The 18990-nt window shown below is 74.3% G+C and carries 16 protein-coding genes; 11 read left to right on the top strand and 5 right to left on the bottom strand.

Translation table 11 applies throughout. From position 1 onward, the window contains the following. The first annotated feature begins 7 nt into the window (after positions 1–7). The 3 genes from ACFYYJ_RS05790 to ACFYYJ_RS05800 are packed head-to-tail and all read left to right on the top strand — an operon-like array spanning position 8 to position 1886. On the top strand, positions 8–958 hold the full coding sequence (locus ACFYYJ_RS05790; protein WP_385366521.1) for an AEC family transporter: 951 nt from the start codon (positions 8–10) through the stop codon (positions 956–958). Then, positions 955–1479: an HXXEE domain-containing protein gene (locus tag ACFYYJ_RS05795; RefSeq protein ID WP_385132559.1), complete on the top strand. Its 525-nt coding sequence runs from the start codon at positions 955–957 to the stop codon at positions 1477–1479. The genes ACFYYJ_RS05790 and ACFYYJ_RS05795 overlap by 4 nt, the downstream gene beginning before the upstream one ends. A gap of 29 nt (positions 1480–1508) precedes the next feature. Continuing rightward, positions 1509–1886, top strand: a complete 378-nt coding sequence (locus ACFYYJ_RS05800) for a hypothetical protein (protein ID WP_385132557.1) — start codon at positions 1509–1511, stop codon at positions 1884–1886. Here ACFYYJ_RS05800 and ACFYYJ_RS05805 read toward each other — a convergent pair. Together ACFYYJ_RS05805 and ACFYYJ_RS05810 are read right to left on the bottom strand one after the other, a co-directional pair. Next, positions 1840–3042 carry a serine protease gene (locus ACFYYJ_RS05805; RefSeq protein ID WP_389128847.1) on the bottom strand — a complete coding sequence of 401 codons (1203 nt, stop codon included), beginning with the start codon at positions 3040–3042 and terminating at the stop codon, positions 1840–1842. The genes ACFYYJ_RS05800 and ACFYYJ_RS05805 overlap by 47 nt on opposite strands. A gap of 9 nt (positions 3043–3051) precedes the next feature. After that, entirely contained in the window at positions 3052–4566 is a 1515-nt protein-coding gene (locus ACFYYJ_RS05810; RefSeq protein ID WP_389128850.1) for an FAD-binding oxidoreductase, read from the bottom strand. Between the two features lie 224 nt (positions 4567–4790). On the opposite strand from ACFYYJ_RS05810, the gene ACFYYJ_RS05815 reads away from it, so the two are divergent. Further along, entirely contained in the window at positions 4791–5984 is a 1194-nt protein-coding gene (locus ACFYYJ_RS05815; RefSeq protein WP_389128852.1) for a cytochrome P450, read from the top strand. A 9-nt stretch (positions 5985–5993) separates the two neighbouring features. Here ACFYYJ_RS05815 and ACFYYJ_RS05820 read toward each other — a convergent pair whose 3' ends face one another. Next, positions 5994–6644, bottom strand: a complete 651-nt coding sequence (locus tag ACFYYJ_RS05820) for a class I SAM-dependent DNA methyltransferase (RefSeq protein ID WP_385132545.1) — start codon at positions 6642–6644, stop codon at positions 5994–5996. A gap of 44 nt (positions 6645–6688) precedes the next feature. Beyond that, complete coding sequence (locus ACFYYJ_RS05825; protein ID WP_389128856.1) at positions 6689–8206, bottom strand: IucA/IucC family protein; 1518 nt, start codon at positions 8204–8206, stop codon at positions 6689–6691. A 122-nt stretch (positions 8207–8328) separates the two neighbouring features. On the opposite strand from ACFYYJ_RS05825, the gene ACFYYJ_RS05830 reads away from it, so the two are divergent. The 4 genes from ACFYYJ_RS05830 to ACFYYJ_RS05845 all read left to right on the top strand — a co-directional run bounded on the left by ACFYYJ_RS05830 (position 8329) and on the right by ACFYYJ_RS05845 (position 13971). Beyond that, the gene (locus ACFYYJ_RS05830) at positions 8329–9864 is read left to right on the top strand and encodes an IucA/IucC family protein (protein ID WP_385366490.1); all 1536 of its coding nucleotides are present in this window, start codon (positions 8329–8331) and stop codon (positions 9862–9864) included. A gap of 114 nt (positions 9865–9978) precedes the next feature. Continuing rightward, positions 9979–10737, top strand: a complete 759-nt coding sequence (locus tag ACFYYJ_RS05835; protein ID WP_389128860.1) for a GntR family transcriptional regulator — start codon at positions 9979–9981, stop codon at positions 10735–10737. Positions 10738–11131: 394 nt separating this feature from the next. Next, entirely contained in the window at positions 11132–12178 is a 1047-nt protein-coding gene (locus ACFYYJ_RS05840; RefSeq protein WP_385132533.1) for a glycine betaine/L-proline ABC transporter ATP-binding protein, read from the top strand. Further along, positions 12178–13971 (top strand): ABC transporter permease/substrate binding protein, encoded by a 1794-nt coding sequence (locus tag ACFYYJ_RS05845; protein WP_389128864.1) that lies wholly within the window; start codon positions 12178–12180, stop codon positions 13969–13971. Before ACFYYJ_RS05840 ends, ACFYYJ_RS05845 begins: the two co-directional genes overlap by 1 nt. 82 nt (positions 13972–14053) lie before the next feature. Here the strand turns inward: ACFYYJ_RS05845 and ACFYYJ_RS05850 are convergent, their stop codons facing one another. Further along, a complete protein-coding gene (locus ACFYYJ_RS05850) occupies positions 14054–16252 on the bottom strand; it encodes an MMPL family transporter (protein ID WP_389128867.1) in 2199 nt (732 codons plus the stop codon). Positions 16253–16528: 276 nt separating this feature from the next. On the opposite strand from ACFYYJ_RS05850, the gene ACFYYJ_RS05855 reads away from it, so the two are divergent. The 3 genes from ACFYYJ_RS05855 to ACFYYJ_RS05865 all read left to right on the top strand — a co-directional run bounded on the left by ACFYYJ_RS05855 (position 16529) and on the right by ACFYYJ_RS05865 (position 18977). Beyond that, the gene (locus ACFYYJ_RS05855) at positions 16529–17941 is read left to right on the top strand and encodes a sensor histidine kinase (protein WP_389128870.1); all 1413 of its coding nucleotides are present in this window, start codon (positions 16529–16531) and stop codon (positions 17939–17941) included. After that, the gene (locus ACFYYJ_RS05860) at positions 17938–18606 is read left to right on the top strand and encodes a response regulator (RefSeq protein ID WP_389128873.1); all 669 of its coding nucleotides are present in this window, start codon (positions 17938–17940) and stop codon (positions 18604–18606) included. Before ACFYYJ_RS05855 ends, ACFYYJ_RS05860 begins: the two co-directional genes overlap by 4 nt. Before the next feature lie 143 nt (positions 18607–18749). Next, positions 18750–18977 carry a hypothetical protein gene (locus ACFYYJ_RS05865; protein ID WP_389128876.1) on the top strand — a complete coding sequence of 76 codons (228 nt, stop codon included), beginning with the start codon at positions 18750–18752 and terminating at the stop codon, positions 18975–18977. Positions 18978–18990: the final 13 nt, after the last annotated feature.

An 18990-nucleotide genomic window follows, 5' to 3' on the forward strand; every position in this document is an offset into this window, starting at 1 on the left:
GGTACGCATGGGTGGGGCAGCCGCGCTGGAGAAGTTGTTGCCGGTATTGCTGGCATTCGGCGGAGGGGTGCTGCTCGCACGCCGCAAGATCGTTCCGGCGGAGGCCTCCAAGGCCTTCTCCGACTACGCCTTCCTCTTCGCCGTCCCCTGCTACCTCTTCGGCAACATCTACGCCAGTGACCTCGGAGCCCTCTTCAACTGGCGGGCGATCGGCGGCTACGCCACGGCGGCCGCGCTCGCGGTGGCCCTCGTCGCGGTCGCGTCGGTCGCCCACTCGATCCGGGAGCCGCGCGCCGTCGCGCTCCGCGTGATGGCCGGAGTGCAGGTGAACACCGCCTACTTCGCCGTCCCCGTCTTCATCACCGTCTTCGGGACCGCCGCGCCGATCTTCCCGATCCTGTTGTTCCAGGTCTGCGTCCTGTCGCTGGTCGTCATCTCCCTGATGGAACTGGGCCGGACCGACCCCACCACCGGCGGAGGTCCCGGACGGCGCCTGGGCCGCGCGGTCGGCGCCTCGCTGGTCACGCCACTGGTCCTCTCCTGCAACGCGGCCATCCTGCTCAACCTGCTCTCCGTACACGTGCCCGCCGTGGTCCTGGACGGCGCCGCCTTCGTCGGCGACAGCGCCTCCCCGGTGGCCCTGTTCGCCCTCGGCCTGCACCTCGGCGGCCTCGGCCTGGACGTCCGCGGCACCACCCGCGAGGAGCTCGCCCTGATCGGCTTCAAATGCCTGGCCTTCCCGCTGCTGGCCTGGGCGGTCTGCGGGATGCTGTTCGGGGTGCGGGGCGAGTGGCTGGCGTACCTGGTCCTGATCGCCGCGATGCCCACCCCGCAGAACCTGTTCATCTTCGCCCAGCGCTACGACGTGGGCGTCGACCTCTCCGCCTCGATCGTGATCAAGAGCTCGGTGATCTCCCTCCTGCTGCTGCCGCTCTGGTTGCAGACTGTCGTCCCATGACAGAAACATCGTTGTCCACCGCCGCCACCCTCGGACTGTTCGCCGCCTGGGCCGTGCACGACCTGGAGGAGGTCGCCACCGTGGCCCGCTGGTCCCGGAACCGGGTTCCGGTGCTGCGGGAACGCCACCCGCGCGTGCCCGAGCGGATCTGGCGGAGCCTCGGAGGCGTGGACGGGCGCGAGTTCGCCACCGCCGTCGGCGCCATGGCGGTCGTCGTCGCGGCGGCCGCAGCGGACGGCCACCGCACCGGCGGGCGCTCGGCCTTCTACCAGCACTCCCTCAACGGCTTCGGGCTGCACGGCCTCGTCCACCTCGCGCAGGCCGCCGCGACGCGCGGGTACACCCCCGGGGTGGTCACCTCGCCGCTGCTGGTGGTCCCCTTCACGCTGTGGGCGCGCGGCCGGCTGCGCCGGGCCGGGGTCCTGCGCCCCGCACGGCCGGGCGACGTGGTCAAGGGCCTGGCCGTGGCCGGCGCGGCCACGGCGGCCGCGCACGCGGTGGCCCGCCGGATCCGGTCGTAGCCTCGGGCGGGGCGGCTCGTTGACCCGGCATGGAACTGCCGACCATCGCGGCGCCGGGCGTCGGTGAACGGGCCGACGCCGTGGCCGATGCCGCCTGCCACCTCTACGACACCGCCGTGCACGGGGGGTGGAGCCGCGGGGCCGCCGAGGACGCCGCCGAGGCCATCGAGACCACCGCGCACGCCCTCGCGCACATCGACCCGGGCGCGGAGGTCGTCCTCGCACCGGTCCACGCGGCCCTCGCCGACCTGCGGCGCCGGCTCGGCCTCGCGCCCGCCGACCCGCTGACCGCCGACGGGCTGCCCGCGGCCCCGCGTTCGGTGGGCAACCCGCGCCGCACCCGCTGGGTGCGGGTCGCGCTCACCCCGCCTTCGCCTCGGCAACCGCCTTCTCGTACAACTTCCTGACGTCGGTGCCGAAGTACGAGCTGTACGAGGTGTCGGCGGTGTCCCCGCCGGTCTTCCAGCCGCCGATCACCCCGATCACGTCGCCCGTGCCCGTGCGCGCGTCGTAGCGGCTCAGGAACGGGCCGCCGCTGGTCCCGCCCGGGTAGCCCGTGCAGTCGATGCGCAGGAACGATCCGGGGATCTCCGGATCCTTGCTGGTGAACTTCGTCGTCCGGTTCGCGCAGATCCGCGGCCGGGCGGCGGAGGCCGGGTAGCCGATCAGCGTCACGTTGGGGTGCGCGTAACCGGAGCCGGTCACCAGGCGGTTCCCGCCGACCACGTCCTCCACCGGGAGCCCGTCGGCGTCCGGCCCCACCTGCGCGAAGGCCACGTCGAGTCCGGCGGCCCGGTCGACGCCCTGCGAGCGGTAGCGCGGGTCGATCCAGATCCTCGACTTCCCGGCCGCGGTCCGCCGCACCGGGAACATGCCGTAGGGCTGGGGGTTGGCGCGCGTGTACTGCGGTACGAAGGCCACCTGCTGGTAGTCCGACCCGGTCAGGCAGTGCGCCGCGCTCATCACCAGGTCGTGGCCGGCCGAGGCGACCACGCTCGCCGTGCAGAAGTAGGCGCCGCCGCCCTTGACGAGGTACATCCTGCCGACGACCGGCGTCCCGTTGAAGTCCTGCCCGACGCCGGGGCCCGCGGCGGGCAGGCGGGGCGAGGCCGGGTCCAGGATCGGGGGCGGGTTCACCGCCTTGTCGTCCGGATCCACGTCCGCGTCCGGGACCCCGTCGGGGAGCGGGTCCACGTCCGGGACCGGGGGCAGCTCCGGGTCCGGATCCAGGGCGGGCGCCGGTGTGGGGGCGGGGGCCGCGCCGGGCGTCGCGTCCGGCGCGGCCGCGGGGAGCCCGGGGCCCGTCCCGGTCCCGGGGGTCGGCGCCGGGGCCGTGCCCGGGGTCGCGTCGCCGGCGGCACCCGGGCCGGGGTCGGCCGGCAGCGGGACCGCGGAGGCCATGCGTTCGGGCGTCCAGAAGGACTCCGCCGCCCGGGCGGTCCAACGTCCGGCGGCGGGTACCTCCGGGACGGCGGCGCGCTCCGCCGCGGCCACGTGCGGCTGCGCCCCGGGCACCAGCAGCGCGGCCGCCGCCGCGGCCATCGTCAACGTACGTAGCACCATGCGCAGCTCCTAGAGGGCGTGGGGGAAACGGAACAGCCGGTCGGGGTCGTAGCGGCGCCGGACCGCCTCCAGCCGGGCGAGGTTCGGCCCGTAGTAGGCCTCGCGCCAGCCGGTCAGCTTCGGGTCGGTGTAGTTCTGGTACGCGCTCCCGCTCGCCCACGGGCGCAGGTCGCGCCAGAGCCCGTCGAGCCAGTCCTGGTGGCGGGCCACCTCGGCGGCCGGTGCGGACGCGGGCCAGTGGACGAGGTACTGGGCGAGGAAGGCGGCGGCGCGGTGCGCGAACGCGGTCGCGCCCGCCGGGACCCGGTTCAGGGCCCCGCCGCAGACCCCGTCGAACTGCACCACCCCGATCCCGCCCCGGGGCGCCGCCGACGGATGGCGCCGCACGGCGTCCAGCACCACGCCGATCGCCGCGTCGGGCAGCCCGGGGCCCGCCCAGAAGTCGGAGCGGGCGGCGTACGACTCCCGGCCGAGGCGCCCCTTCGGGTCCCGGCCGGGAAGCACCCCCGGCAGCCGGCACTCCTCGGCGCTCCGCTCCAGGCAGCCCGACACGGCCCTCACCGTGTCCCCGTACCCGCGTACGACGGTCCAGGTGTCCCGGACCGGCCTGCCGATCAGGTCCGTCAGCCGGGTCAGCTCCCGCTCCAGCTCCCGGCGCCCGTCGAGGCACACCACCCGCAGCGCGGGCACGGTCCCGCCTTCCACGTCGGCGCCGACGAGGAACTCCACCTGGCTCCAGAACGGGTCCGGCAGCCCGACCAGCCACCGCTGCCAGCCCCGCAGCACCGCCGCCGAGTCGGCGCCGGACCAGTGCAGTTCGGCGAAGGCCGCGTCGGCCACCGGATGCGTGCGGAAGCGGAACTCGGTGACCACCCCGAAATTGCCGCCCCCGCCGCCGCGCAGGGCCCAGTACAGCTCGGGCTCCCGGTCCGGGCCGACCTCGCGGACGGCCCCGTCGGGGGTGACGACGGTGGCCCCGGTGAGCCGGTCGCAGGTGGCTCCGTACGCCCGCGAGGCCAGTCCCAGGCCGCCGCCCAGGGCGAGGCCGGCGATGCCGACGGAGGGGCACAGCCCGGTCGGGACGCCCAGACCGCGCCCGGCGAGCGCGGCGTTCACGTCCCCGAGCCGGGCCCCGGCGCCGACCCGCGCGCCGTCCCCCGCCACGACCACCCGCGCCACGGCCCCGAGGTCCACGACCAGCCCGCCGGCGCGCGTGGACCAGCCCGCGTAGCCGTGCCCGCCGCCCCGCGGGACCACGGGAACGGCCGAGCGGCGCGCGAAGTCCAGGCAGGCAGCCACGTCCGCGGCGTGCGCGGGATAGGCCACCGCGGCCGGTGCGACCGCGTCGTAGCGGGGCTGGAACAACTGCCGGGCCTCGCTGTAGTCCCGGTCGTCGGGGAGCACCAGCCGCCCGTCGAGCCCGCGGGCCAGAGCGCCGAAGTCGGGGCCGCGCCGCGCCGCCATGACGGTGGCCGACACCGCCGCGGCCGCGCTGCACAGGACCCGGCGGCGAGGAAGGCTCATACTCCCTTCTGCCACCGCCCGGCCCGATCCCGGTGAAGGCGGGCCCACGCGGACCGGGCTTGCCGCCCGAACGGCCCACGGCCGGCGGCCGCAGAGGAAACGCTTCGGCTCGTAGGACAACCACTTCGGACCATCACCCCGGGCCATCACTTCAGGCCATCACTTCGGGCAACCCGTACGGACGACCACTTCGGACCGGTGGGCATCGGCCGTACGCTGCGCGCATGCCTCTTGTGGATCTCGGTTCGCACGCCGAGGAGTTCGACGCCGACCCCTATCCCTTCTACGCGGCACTGCGCCAGGCCGGACCCGTCCACCGGATACGGATCGGTGGGGAACGCCCGTGGCTGGTCGTCGGCCACGAGGAGGCCAGAGCGGCCCTGAACCATCCGGCGCTGTCCAAGAACTGGCTCGGATCCGAGCTGTTCGACACCTCCCAGGCCTATGCCGCCAACCGCAACATGCTGGAATCCGACCCGCCCCACCACACACGGCTGCGCCGATTGGTGGCCCGCGAGTTCACCTCCCGCCGCGTCGAGGCCCTGCGCCCCCGGGTCCAGCAGGTCACCGACGAGCTGCTGGACGCGATGGCCGGCCTCCCCGACCGGCGGGCCGACCTGATCCGTTCCTTCGCCGCGCCCCTGCCCATGACCGTCATCTGCGAGCTGCTCGGCGTCCCCGACCTCGACCAGGAGCGCTTCCGGTACTGGTCGGGTGAGATCGTGACCTCGGCGGACCCCTCCGGTTCGGACCCCCGCGCCATGGAGCAGATGACCGCGTACCTCTTCGAACTCGTCGGCGCCAAGGCCGAGGACCCCGGCGAGGACCTCCTCAGCGCCCTGATCCGCACGCGCGACGAGGACGGCGACCAGCTCGCCCCGGACGAGTTGATCGGGATGGCCTTCCTGCTGCTGGTGGCCGGCCACGAGACCACCGTCAACCTCATCGGCAACGGCGTACGGGCCCTCCTCGCGCACCCCGAGCAGCTGGCCGCGCTGCGCGCCGACCCGGACGACCTCATCGACGGCGCGGTGGAGGAGATGCTCCGCTACGACGGCCCCGTCCAGCACGCCACGTACCGTTTCGCCCGCACCGACCTGGAGATCGGTTCCACCCGCATCGAGGCCGGCTCCTCGGTCCTGGTCGCCCTGGCGGCGGCCGACCGCGACCCGGCACGGTTCGCGGAGCCCGGGCCGGACGTCTTCGACATCCGCCGCACCGGCCAGAGCCACCTGGCCTTCGGGCACGGCATCCACTTCTGCCTGGGCGCACCGCTGGCCCGCATGGAGGGCCGCATCGCGATCCGGTCGCTGCTGGAACGCTTCCCGGACCTCGCCGAGGACCCGGACGCGGGCCCCCGCCGGTGGCTTCCCGGAACCCTGATGCGGGGAGTGAGCAGCCTCCCGCTGCGCTGGTAGCCGGGGGCGTCAGGCCTTGCGGGCGAGCAGGAACCCCTGCGGACCCGCCTCGTCCTCGGCCGGCTCCCGCACCAGTCGGCCCACTTCGACGAGCCCGGCCCCGGCCAGCAGCTCGGCGATCAGCTCAGGCGGAGTCCAGTACACGTCCAGGCCGACCGGATGACCATAGGCGTGATCCAGCCGGACCTGCCGGTCGCCCGCCTTGAAGGCGATCAGGAAGTGCCCGCCGGGCGCCAGGACCCGGGCGAACTCGGCGAACAGGGCGGGCAGCTCCGCGGGCGGGGTGTGCACGGTGGAGTACCAGGCGAGCACCCCGCCGAGCACCCCGTCCGCCACGTCCAGCGCCGCCATCGCACCGACGTCGAAGCGCAGCCCCGGATACGTCCGCCGGGCCACCGCCACCATCGCCGGGGACAGGTCCATGCCGAAGGTCGGCACCCCGAGCCCGGCCAGATGGGCCGTCACCCGACCCGGACCGCAGCCGACGTCCGCGACCGGACGACCGCCGGAGCCGTCCCCGCGCACGTACTCGGCGAACGCGGACAACATCGCCCGGTCCAGGGGCCTGCCGGACAGCTCCGTGCCCAGGAGACGGGCGTAGTCGACGGCGACGGTGTCGTAGGACGCCCGTACGGAGCTCAGATCCGAGGTACCTGTCATGCCCCTGGACAGTAGCCCGCGCGGCGTCCCGGTTCATCCCCCGCTCAGTGAACGGTCAGTGGATGGGGCAGGTCCGCCCATCGGTCCCCCGGAACACCGGGGCTCAGCCGCATCAGCGTGAGCGCCTTCACTGGCAGCGGCCCGGTCAGCAGGGCCTCCGTGTCGGCGGTGACCGGCAGTCCGGGGAGGGCCGCGGCGAGGTCCTCGCGGAAGGCGTCCGTCGAACCCGCGACGGCCCCGAGCGCCCCCGCGAGCAGGGACCCGAAGAGCTTGCGCCGCAGCACGGTCACGTCGTCGGTGATCAGCCGGCCCGACAGCGGAGGCACCGCCTGCCCGTGCCGCGCGAGCCGGGCCGGGCTGATCCGGATGTCGGCGAGGTCGCGGTAGACCAGCCGCAGCGGCTCCCCGGAGGCGGAGAGGACCACGAGGAGGTTCTGGCCGTGGGCCTCCAGCGCCACTCCGAGGTCCAGCACGCGCAGGCACACCGAGAGCGCCAGGCGGGCGAAGTCGGCCCGCCAGGCGGTCGAGCGGGCCTCGGGCAGCCCGGCCAGCGCCGCCACCGGGAGGACCCGTTCGCCGGCGGCGGCGTCCGCGTACGCCTCGGGCGGTTCGCGCAGCACGGCCGCCAGGTCGGGGCTGTGCGCGGTCGCGGCCCCGAGGGTGCGGGTGATGTGCAGGCGCCCGTCGAGCCGCTCCGAGAGGGCCTCGGCGAAGGCGGAGACGGCCGCGGCCGTCTCGATGGAGTAGACGGAGATGTCCCGCACGGAGGAGGTCAGCCGGGTGCTCAGTGCCGTCTTGACGTGCGGACCGCCGTCGGCGGGCGCGAGCGTGCGCAGGGCCATCAGCGGGTGCGCCGCGAACCCGGCCCGCACCGGCTCGAGCTTGAGGGTGTGCGCCGCCTGCCACGGGTGCGCCGGGACCAGGATCCGCCCGCCGTCCCGGAGTCGATCCGGCCAGTCGCCGGTCACCAGGCACTCCTCCGCCCGCACTGCCACCAGCCCGAGCTCCACCACCGGCCGGTGCTCCGGCGCGTACGCCAGCTGCTCGGCCACCGAGAACCCGGGTCGGGAGCGGCAGTTCGGGTGGTACGGGTGCCCGTCCACGATCCGCTGTTCCCACTCCCAGGTGGTGCGCGCGGTAACGTCCCGCCCGGCGGGGGGCTGTCCGGCCCGGGAGAGCGCGAGGTTCGCCGCACTGCCGTCGAGTTCGGCGGCGAACCCCTCCCCGTGGGGTACCCCCAGCGCCGCCATCAGGCGCGCGGCCTGCCCGTACGGCCGCCCGTCGAGCAGCAGCTCGCGGACGTACGGCGCCGTCGCGTACGGATCCGGCGCCGGGCCCTCCAGCCTGCCGCCGCCCTCCAGCAGCAGCCTCAGCCCGCCCGGGACCTGCTCCCGGCCCACCACCCACGGCAGCGGCTCGAAGGCGAGGGCGCGCCAGAGCCGGGTCAGCACCGCCGCCCGGGCCCCGTCCAGCGCGTCGGCGTACGCGGCCGAGAGGGCGGGGCGGACGCCGTCCAGCTCGGCGGCGACGGCGTCTTCGGCCGGTGAAGCGGGAAGGTACATGCTGCGGCTCCGCAGATAGTCGCTCGAAGGGATGATCACGTCATCATCGCGGATACTGAAGATCACGGCCGGGCGGTCGCGTCCCGCGAACCCCGGCGCACCGGATGGACCGGACAGACCGAATGGAACCAGTGGACCTCAACGCCGCCGCCGACGCGTACGCCACCACGCCGCTGCTGAACTGCCTGCTCAGGGAGGCCGCGGAACCCCTCGGGGGCGAGGTCCACCGGCTGCGCGGCAGTGGCCGGCTGCTCCGCGTACGGGGTGGGCGCCGCTCCGCGCGCCCCGAGCTGCGCACCGCGGACGGCTGGCATCCGCTGGGCCACACCGAACTGGTCAAGCTCACCTCCGAGGAACTGGTCCGCTTCACCGGGACCCCGAACGACGAACTCCCCGTCGAGATCGCCGACAGCCGCGACACGATCGCCGCGCTGTTGGCCGCCCGCCTGGCCGCGGAGCCTCCGGCGGACCCGTACCTGCTCTCCGAACAGTCCCTCGTCATGGGCCATCCGCACCACCCCGCCCCCAAGGCCCGCGGCGGGGCGCCGGCCGCGAGCTGGCTGCCCTACGCGCCCGAGGCCCACGCCCGCTTCCCACTGGTCTTCCTCGGGCTGCGCGAGGACCAGTGCGTCGAGGAGGGCGGCGAGGCCGCCGCCGGGGCCGTCGACTCCCTCGCCGGCCTGCTCGACGGGCCGGGTGCGCCCGCCGGATACCGGCTGCTGCCCGCCCACCCCTGGCAGCTCGACCTGGTGGCCGCCCGGCCCGCGGTGCGCGAGGCCTTCGCCGACGGGCGCCTCCTGCGGCTGGGGGAGGGCCGGATACCGGCCTGGCCGACCGCCTCGATCCGGACCCTGTACGCATCGGACGCCGCGGCCGACCTCTTCGTGAAGTTCAGCCTCGACGTCCGGATCACCAACGACGTGCGCCGGCTGTGGCGCCACGACCTGCTGAAACTGCGCCGCACCGACGCGGCGGTCGAGGCGGGCTTCGCGGCGCTGCGCCGGTCCGGCTCACGGGCGGCCTGGCTCGCCGACCGGGGCTACCGCACCGCCGGGTTCGCCTTCGAGGAACTCGCCGTACTGGTCCGTGACGGCCTGCGCGCGCACACCGAGCCCGGCGCCACCCCGCTGCTGGCCGCCGCCCTCGCCGAGGGCTACCGGGGGAGCCCGCTGGCCGGCACCCGTGACCCGGCCGCCTGGTGGCGGGCGTACCTGCGCCAGGTGGTCCCGCCGGTACTGCAGCTCTTCGAACGCCACGGGGTCGTCCTGGAGGCCCACCTCCAGAACACCCTGGTCGCGGTCGACGCCGCGGGGATGCCCGTACAGGCGCTGTTCCGCGACGCGGAGGGAGTCAAGCTCCTGCCCGACCTCCCGCGCGAGGCCGCCTGGCAACGTCTCGTCTACTGCCTGGTGGTCAACCACCTCACGGAGATCGCGGCGGAACTCGCCGACCGCCACCCGCACGCGGCCCCCGGGCTGTGGCCGGCCGCCCGGGAGGAGTTCCTGCGCCACGCCGCCGGACACGATCTCCCCGAGATCGCGGACCTCCTCACGGCCCCCTCCCTCCCCGGCAAGACCAACCTCCTGCTGCGCTGGACACGCGCGGACGGCGCGGACGCCCGCTACATCCCCCTGCCGAACCCGCTGCGGGAGGCGTAGGGAATCGGCCAAGGTGGGCGACGGGGGCGGGCACCTCTCACACAGAGGTATAGACCAATGCTAGGTTGGTCGGGCAGACCGCGCAGTCCTTGACCACCCGTCAGAGGAGATGCCATGCCCTCCCCTTCGCGGGGCGGCGGCCCGGCCGCCATGCCCAAGTACCAGCGGATCGCCGCAGCGCTTCGGCACGAACTCGACCGCACCGCACACCTCCCCGGCGCCCGGCTGCCCTCCGAGCGCACCCTGGCCGCCCGCTACCAGGTCAACCGGCAGACCATCAGGGCCGCCCTCCAGCACCTGCGCGAGGACGGCCTGGTCGTCACCGGCCGCCGGGGGACCCGCCCCGCCGCGGCGAGCGGGGCACCGGCACCCGCGGTCGTCGGCCTGCCCCGCCCGGCGTCGACCGCCCTGAGCCGGGTCGACCTGGTCAGCGTCCCGCCCTCGCTCGCCGTGCTGCTCGGCATGCGCGGCGGGGAGCCGACGCTGGTGCACCACCGGCGTGAACGCGGCCCCGCGGGCGAGGTGTTGCGCGACGCCGTCACCTACTTCAGCCCCGGCGCCATCGCCCGCAGTCCCGAACTCGCCCGCTGTCGCGACCGGGTGGCGGCGGCCGCCGACGCGGACCCGCACGCACTGCACCGCTGGCTCGACCGGGCCGCCGTGGAAGGCCGGGTCACCGAGACCCTCACCATGACCCGCACCAGCCACCCCCCGGTCGCATCGGCCGCCTGCGGACTGACCGCGCGCCGCACCCTGCACGACGACTCCGGCCGACTGCTCGCCGTCACCGACCTGGTCTTCCCCACCTGGGACCGGCTCGTCCTGCACCGCGACCGCCGTGACCGGGCGGCCGCCGGCTTTCGCGTTACGTAGCTCACATCTCCGCGCTGGCCGGGAGTCCCGACCGGCCGCCGGGTGCGCACTGTGGCTTCCGCCACGCCCCGGGTGGCGACGCACCGGGCCCGACGTCAGGTCCGGGGCGAGCGGACGCCCGGCCCAACTCCCCTCCGGGGAAAGCGCGTACGCCCCCTCGGCCACCCCGCCCCGGGCGTGCGTCACGGTGGAGCGCCTCCGGTTCCCACAAGTGACGAGGATCACGCGTGAGTTTGCTTAGGCGAATGGATGCGGGGCATGGTCGACGGTGGAGCGGAACCGAGCGCTCCGGCCGCTCGTGCCGGAGGCGAGGCGCACACGGGCAGATCCCGTCCCGCTCTACGGCCCGCCGGTCCGCCCGGCGCGCCGTCCCCGTACGACCCGTGAGGTGCATGTGTCCACGCTCCAAGCCGAGCACGTCTACAAGGTGTTCGGACGACGGCCCGGCGACGCGGTCCGCGCGCTCGAAGACGGCACCGGCCGTGACGAGTTGCGCGCCGAAGGGACCACGGCAGCGGTGATCGACGCCTCGTTCGACGTCGAAGCCGGCCAGATCTTCGTCGTCATGGGTCTGTCGGGATCCGGGAAGTCCACGCTGCTGCGCATGCTGAACGGACTGCTGGAGCCCACCGCGGGGCGCATCCTCTTCGGCGGCCAGGACCTCACCGCGCTGACCGCGGCCGAGCTGCGCCGCGTACGCTCCACGAAGATCTCCATGGTCTTCCAGCACTTCGCGCTCTTCCCGCACCGCAACGTCCTGGAGAACGCCGGCTACGGCCTCGAAGTCCAGGGCGTGCCGCGTGCCGAGCGCGACCGGCGCGCGGCCGAGGCGCTGGCCCTGTGCGGCCTGGAGGGCTGGGAGAACTCCTGGCCCGACGAGCTCTCCGGCGGCATGCAGCAGCGCGTCGGCCTGGCCCGAGCCCTGGCCACCGACGCCGACCTGCTCCTGATGGACGAGTCGTTCAGCGCCCTCGACCCGCTGATCCGCCGCGACATGCAGGACCAGCTCCTCGAACTCCAGAAGCGCTTCAAGAAGACCATCGTCTTCATCACCCACGACCTCAACGAGGCCATGCGCATCGGCGACGGCATCGCCGTCATGCGCGACGGCCGCATCGTCCAGCAGGGCACCGCCGAGGACATCCTCACCCGCCCCGCCGACGACTACGTCGCCTCCTTCGTCCAGGACGTCGACCGGTCCCGGGTCCTCACGGCCGAAGCCGTCATGGACGAGCCCGAGACGGCCGCCTGCGGCTGCCCGACCGTCCACGCCGACACCCCGCTCGCAGACCTCTGCGCGGTCAGCGCCCTGGTCCCGCACCCGGTCGCCGTCACCGACGAGGACGGCACCGTCGTCGGCTCCGTGCCGCAGGAGCGGCTCATCGCCTTCATCGGCGACGAACAACGGCCCCCGATGGCCTGCGCGGAGGTGGCGGCCTGATGCCCCGCCTGCACCTCGGCGCCTGGGTCGACAGCGGTGTCGACTTCCTCCAGAGCCACCTGTCCTGGCTGTTCGACGCCATCAGCACGCTCGTCACCGGCCTCTACGACGGCATCGACGCCGTCCTGAACGCCCCCTCCCCGCTGCTGTTCGCGGGCATCCTCGCGCTCGGCGCCTGGTGGCTGCGCGGGCTGCTCGCGGGCCTGTCGGCCTTCGGCGGCTTCGCACTCGTCGACTCCGTCGGCCTGTGGTCCGACGCGATGTCGACGCTCTCCCTCGTCCTGGTCGCGACGCTCGTCACCCTGCTCTTCGCGGTCCCGCTCGGCATCTGGGCCTCCCGGTCCGACCGGGTCAGCGCCCTGCTGCGGCCGGTCCTGGACTTCATGCAGACCATGCCGGCCATGGTCTACCTCATCCCCGGAATCATCTTCTTCGGGGTGGGCGTGGTGCCCGGCATCATCGCGACCATCATCTTCTCGCTCCCGCCGGGCGTACGGATGACCGAGCTCGGCATCCGCCAGGTCGACTCCGAACTGGTCGAGGCCGCCGAGGCCTTCGGCACCAAGCCGCGCGACATCCTCGTCCGCGTGCAGCTGCCCCTGGCCCTGCCGACGATCATGGCGGGCATCAACCAGGTCATCATGCTCGGCCTTTCCATGGTCGTCATCGCGGGCATGGTCGGCGGCGGCGGGCTCGGCGGCGCGGTCTACCGGGCCATCGGCAGCGTCGACATCGGCCTCGGCTTCGAGGCGGGCATCGCCATCGTCATCCTCGCCATGTACCTCGACCGGATGACCGGGGCGCTCGGCCGCCAGGTCTCCCCGCTGGGCCGACGCGCCCTCGCCAAGGCGCGGTCCGCGGCCACCGGCGCGGCCAAGGTGTGGAACCACCGCCCCCAGCCGGCGTTCGCCGTCACCGGGGCCGTCGTCCTGGCCCTCGTCGCCGGCGGCCTGAACACCTTCGGCGGGTCCTCCTCCCAGGACGGACCGACCGGCGCCGCGAACATCGGCAAGGGCCGCACCCTGAACGTCGGCTACATCCCGTGGGACGAGGGCACCGCCTCCACCTTCCTGTGGAAGGAGCTCCTGGAACGCCGGGGCTTCAAGGTGGAGGCCAAGCAGCTCGAGCTGGGCGCCCTGTTCACCGGACTCGCGGGCGGGCAGCTCGACTTCCAGACCGATGCCTGGCTTCCCGTCACCCAGGCCCAGTACTGGGAGAAGTACGGGAACCGCCTCGAGGACCTCGGCTCCTGGTACGGCCCCACCTCACTGGAGCTGACCGTGCCCTCGTACGTCGAGGGCGTGCACTCGCTCGCCGATCTGAAGGGCAAGTCCGCGCAGTTCAAGGGCCGGATCATCGGCATCGAGCCCAGCGCGGGCGCGATGGGCGCGCTCAAGGACAAGGTCCTCAAGCAGTACGGCCTCGACTCGGAGTACCAGGTCGTCGACGGCTCCACCCCCGGCATGCTCGCCGAGCTGAAGCGGGCCTACGAGAAGAAGGAGCCCGTGGCGGTCGTGCTGTGGTCGCCGCACTGGGCGTACTCCACGTACGAGCTGACCAAGCTGCAGGACCCCAAGGGGGCCTGGGGCACGGGCGACGGCATCCACAGCCTGGCCCGTAAGGGCTTCGCCGCCGACGAGCCGCAGGTGGCCGCCTGGCTGCGCTCGTTCAAGCTCACCGAGAAGCAGCTGACCGGCCTGGAGGCGAAGATCCAGGAGACCGGGAAGGGCAAGGAACAGCAGGCGGTCCGAGCCTGGCTGAAGGAGCACCCCGAGGTCGACTCACTGGCCTGACGCGGTGACGGACGCCGGCGCGCGCGGGACCCGTACGGTCCTGCGCGCGCCGGCGTCCGTCACACGTGCGTCGCGCGGTGGATCAGCCGACCAGGACCCGGTCCGGGGCGTGCTCCCGCTCGGCCGTCCCGCCTGCCGGGCGGGGCCGCACCGGCCACCACGTGGACCGCCCCAGCAGCGCGGCCAGCGCCGGCACGAGCACGATCGACAGCACGAAGGCCGAGAACAGGATCCCGAGCGCCGTCGCGAAACCGATCTGCTGGGTGGACGGCGCCGGATTGACGGCCAGGCTCCCGAAGGACGCGGCCAGCACCAGGCCCGCCGTCGCGATCGCGGGCGCCGTGTGCCGCACGGCCCGCCCCACGGCCGCGCGCGCGGGACCGGGCCGTTCCATCTCCTCCCGGATCCGGTCGCTCATCAGGATGTTGTAGTCCGTGCCCAGCGCGACCACGAACAGGAACAGCACCAGCGGCAGCGTGAAGTCCACCCCGGCCCGCCCCAGGGCGTGCTGGAAGAGCAGCGTCGACGCGCCGAGCGTGGCGGCGAAGCCCAGGCCGACGGCGGCCAGCAGGATCACCGGCGCGAGCAGACTGCGCAGCAGCGCGAACAGGATCAGCGCGATCAGCGCCGCCGCCACCGGGAAGACCACCTTCAGGTCCTCGTCCACGGCCGCCGAGATGTCGGCGAACAGGGCCGCGGTGCCGCCCACATGGGCCTCCAGACCGGCGGGAGTGTTCGCGGCGACCGCCTGCCGGACCGGGCCCGACGCCAGGTCGCGGGCCTCCTGTCCCTTCGGGTCCACCGTCAGGGAGAGGTCGATCCGAGCCGCCCGGCGGTCCTCGCTCAGCACGGTCTCCGCCACCCGGCCCACACCGTCGACCCCTGCGAGCGCCCGCGCCAGCCCGCCCAACCGCTCGGCGCCCAGAACGGAACCGTCCTTCGCCATGACGAACACGCTGGTCGGATCCGAGACCCCGGCCGGCAGCGCACGCGCGATCTCCGCCGCGGTGACGGCCGCGGCGGTACGCTCCCCACCCGCACCGCCCTGCCCGTAGTCCATCCGCATGCCAAGCATCCCCGCGGCCAGCCCGCCGAGCAGCGCCACCGAGGCGAGGACGAGCGCGAGCGGGCGGCGCGCCACCAGCGCACCCGTCCCGGCGGCGGAGCCCGGCCGCGGTTCGCGCTTCAGGGAGCGGGAGGGCCAGAACATCCTGCGCCCGGCGACCGCGAGCAGGGCCGGCATGAAGGTGAGGCTGCCCAGCAGCATCACCAGTACGGACAGGGCGATGGCCGGCCCGAGCACCCGGAACTGGCCGAAGGAGGCCACCCCGAGCGTCGCGAACGCGGCGACGATCGTCAGCGCCGCGGAGGTGATCGCCGTACCCACGCGCCCGGCGACCTCGGCGGCGGCCTCGCGGCCGGTCCGCTCGGGGTGCAGGCGCAGCTGCTCGCGGAAGCGGAACAGCAGGAAGAGGAAGTAGTCGATGCCGATGCCGACCAGCACCACGCTGATCAACCCCGGCGTGGAATCCGCCAGTCCGGTCCCCGTCAGCAGCGCGGTGAACACCACGACGCCGGCTGCGGCCCCGCCGATGATCGAGACGGCCAGCAGCGGCAGCAGGGCCGCCAGGACACTGCGGAAGACCAGTACGTGCAGGAGGACGATGACCCCGAGCATCAGGATGCCGACCACCGTCGTCCTGGTCTTCTCGGCGTCCGCCGCGTCCGCGCGGTCGGCGAGCCCGCCGGTGAAGCCCGTGCGCAGGCCCTCCCGCCCGAACTGGTCGCGCACCGAGTCCCGGAAGGCCCGATAGGTGTCGAGCACCCCCGGATCGGCCGGATTGCCGGTCAGCTCGGCGGTCAGCAGCCGGAAGGAACGGTCGGGCGCGGTCATGGCGGGGGCGACCCGGGGGAGTTGGGAGTGGTCCTGCGCCAGGGGCATCGTCTCCTTGGTCCGCGGCATGACGACCCGGGTCCGGGCCAGGCGCGCGGCCTCCGCGTCGATGCGGGCCTCGTCGGCGGCGCCGAGCGGCGCGCCGTCCGACCGGGCCACCAAGACGGTCAGCGGGTTGGCGTCCGGATCGGCCCCGAACCGTTCCTCCGCGATCTTCAGGGCGGCGGCCGAGTCGTACTGCGCGGGCAGGAACCCGCCCGTGCCGGTCTGGATGGAGCGGAAGACGAAGGCCTGGCCCAGGATGGTCAGGGCGATTCCGAGGACCGCCCACAGGGCGATGACCTTCCACGGATGCCTCGTCGAGACTCCGGTCAAGGCGCGGATCACTGGTCTCCTCAGGTCTGTGCGGTGCCGGCCGGGGGTTCCCGACCGGACTCCAGACCATCAGTGCCGGGCCCGGAAAGCGTCGGGTCGCAGGAGGAGCCGGGCGCCGGGACCGGGGTCCGGGGGCGCGCCGCGACCAGGACCCCGGTCCTGGTCGGGATCCGGCCCTGGGGCGATGGAGGGGGCCGCCGCCGATGCCAGAATGGACCACCGGACAGCGCGGCCACGCGATTCCCGGCACCGGCCGGGGGGACGGCCGGAGGGGGAGGACCCGCGACGATGACGTTGGGCGAGAGGCCGTTTGGCACCCGATGGCCCGCGGCCGGCAGCACGGGCCGGGCCGCGGTCGGCGGCGCGGCCGCGCACCAGGACCTGCGTCCGGTCACCGGCGCGGCCGACGTCGGCGTCGCGCCCGGTGACGCGGAGCGGACCGGATCACAGGCAGGGGCCCCGGACCTCGACGGAGTCGTGCCCCGGGCCGCGAAGGGGGTCGCGGGCACGGCCGTGGAGGGTGGCGCGGGCACGGCCGTGGAGCGTGGCGCGGGCAGGGCCGCCGAGTGTTCCGCCTGGACCCGGAACGACGCACTCGTCGCGGTCGGGGCAGCCGCCACCGACCTCATCGGCTTCTCCCTCGCGACCCAGGCCGAGGGCGGCTCCCTCGCGCTGGCCGTCGTCCCGGTGCTCTGCGCCCTGCCCCTGCTGGCCCGCCGTACGCACCCGCTGTCGGCCCTCGCGGCCGTACTGGCACTCGGAGTCGTGCTGAACCTGGTCGCCCCGTTCACCCCGCACTTCCCCCTCACGGTGGTCGTCGCGCTGTACTCGGTGGCCCGCTCCCTGCGCCCGGCCCTCGCCGCGGTGACGGCGTTCGCCGCGGTGCCGCTCATCTCCGCAGGCCAGAGCGGCTGGCCGCTGCCGTTCGGCTGGTGGGTGCTGCTCGGCAACGCCTTCGTCACCGGGCTCATCGTCGCCGCGGCCCAGGTGGTCAACCGCCGCGAGCGCGAGGCCGAGACCCACCGCAGGCTCCTCGCCGACCGCGCGGTGGCCGAGGAACGCCGCCGGATCGCCCGCGAACTGCACGACATCGTCGCCCACCACATCACCACCATGCAGCTGATGGCGGGCGGGGCACGCGCCAACCTGGCGCACGATCCGGAGGTGGCGCGCGAGGCCCTCGTCACCCTGGAGGGCTCCGGCCGACTCGCGCTGCGCGAGATGCGCCAGCTCCTCGACGTGCTGCGGGCCGGCGAGGAACCGGAGGACGCCCCGACGGCCCCGCAGCCCGGTATCGGAGACCTCGAACGGATCGTCTCGGAGGCCCGGCTGTCGGGGACGGAGGTCGAGTTCACCGTGGACGGGCCGGTCCGCCCGCTGGCGCCGACCGTCGGCCTGACCGTCTTCCGCATCGTGCAGGAGGCGCTGACGAACACCCGCAAGCACGCGGGCAGGGCCGCACGGGCTGGCGTCCGGCTCACGTACGGGCCGGACGAGGTGACGGTGGAGGTACGCGACGACGGCACGGGAACGCCGGCGCCCGCCGCCCGGCCCGCCGTCCGGTCCGGATACGGGCTGATCGGCATGCGCGAACGCGTCGCACTGCAGGGCGGAACCCTGGAGGTCGGAGCCTCGGCCGGCGGCGGCTTCCGGGTCGCTGCCCGCATCCCGGCCCCGGCGGAAGCGGAGGCGACCCGGTGATCCGGATCCTGATCGCGGACGACCAGCCGCTGGTACGCCGCGGCCTCGCGCTGATCCTCGGCCCCGATCCGGAGTTCGAGGTGGTCGGCGAGGCCGAGGACGGTGCACAGGCCGTCGCCCTCGCCGCCGAGCTGCGGCCCGACGTGGTCGTCATGGACATCCGGATGCCGGTCCTCGACGGCGTCAAGGCCACGGAGGAGCTCGCGCGGACCGTTCCCGAAACCCGTGTCCTGGCCCTCAGCACCTTCGACATGGACGAGTACGTGGTCGCCGCCCTGCGCGCCGGCGCGTACGGGTTCCTGCCCAAGGACATCTCGCCGGAGGAGCTCGGCGCGGCCGTCCGCATCGTCCACGCCGGCGAGGCCGCCGTCGCGCCGAGGCTGCTGACCCGGCTCATCTCCGCCTACGTGCGCACCCCCGCACGACCCCGGCCGCCGGTGGCCGCGATCCCGGCCGACCTGACCCCGCGCGAGCTGGAGATCTGGCAGCTGCTGGCCACCGGCCTCGACAACGCCGAGATCGCCAGAGAACTGGACATCAGCGTCTCCACGGTCAAGAACCACATCACCGGCATCTTCGGCAAGCTCGGCGTCCGCGACCGGGCGCAAGCCGTGATCGCCGCCTACGAATCCGGCCTGGTGGCGGCCGCGGGCGGGAGCGGTTGATCACAAAGTGCCCCCAAGACGACCGGAATCCCCCTGCCGGCCACACCTCTGACCAGCCAGAACACTGGAGGATTCGCCCGTGCGGTGAGAGGCCCCGCCATGGCACAGTGCGATCAGTCCACCCGCACCAGCAGGGAGCCTCCATGCGCGATCCGCACGCCACGCCCCTCGCGGCCGCACCCGAGTGCCCGCCGGGGGCCGGCCCGCTGCCCTGCTGCCCGGTGTGCGGGGGAGTGGCGGAGCGGATCTCCTGGCGCCAGCGCCCGGGGGAGCCGGTGGTACTGGCCTTCGAGCCCTGCGGCCACCGCCGGACCTCCGCGGCCGCACCGGTGCTGGAGGTCGTGCTCCAGGCCGGCCCCGCCCGCCGGTGAACGCCATCGAGTG

Origin of the sequence: Streptomyces sp. NPDC002467 (assembly GCF_042889825.1) — a bacterium.
GTDB lineage: Bacteria > Actinomycetota > Actinomycetes > Streptomycetales > Streptomycetaceae > Streptomyces.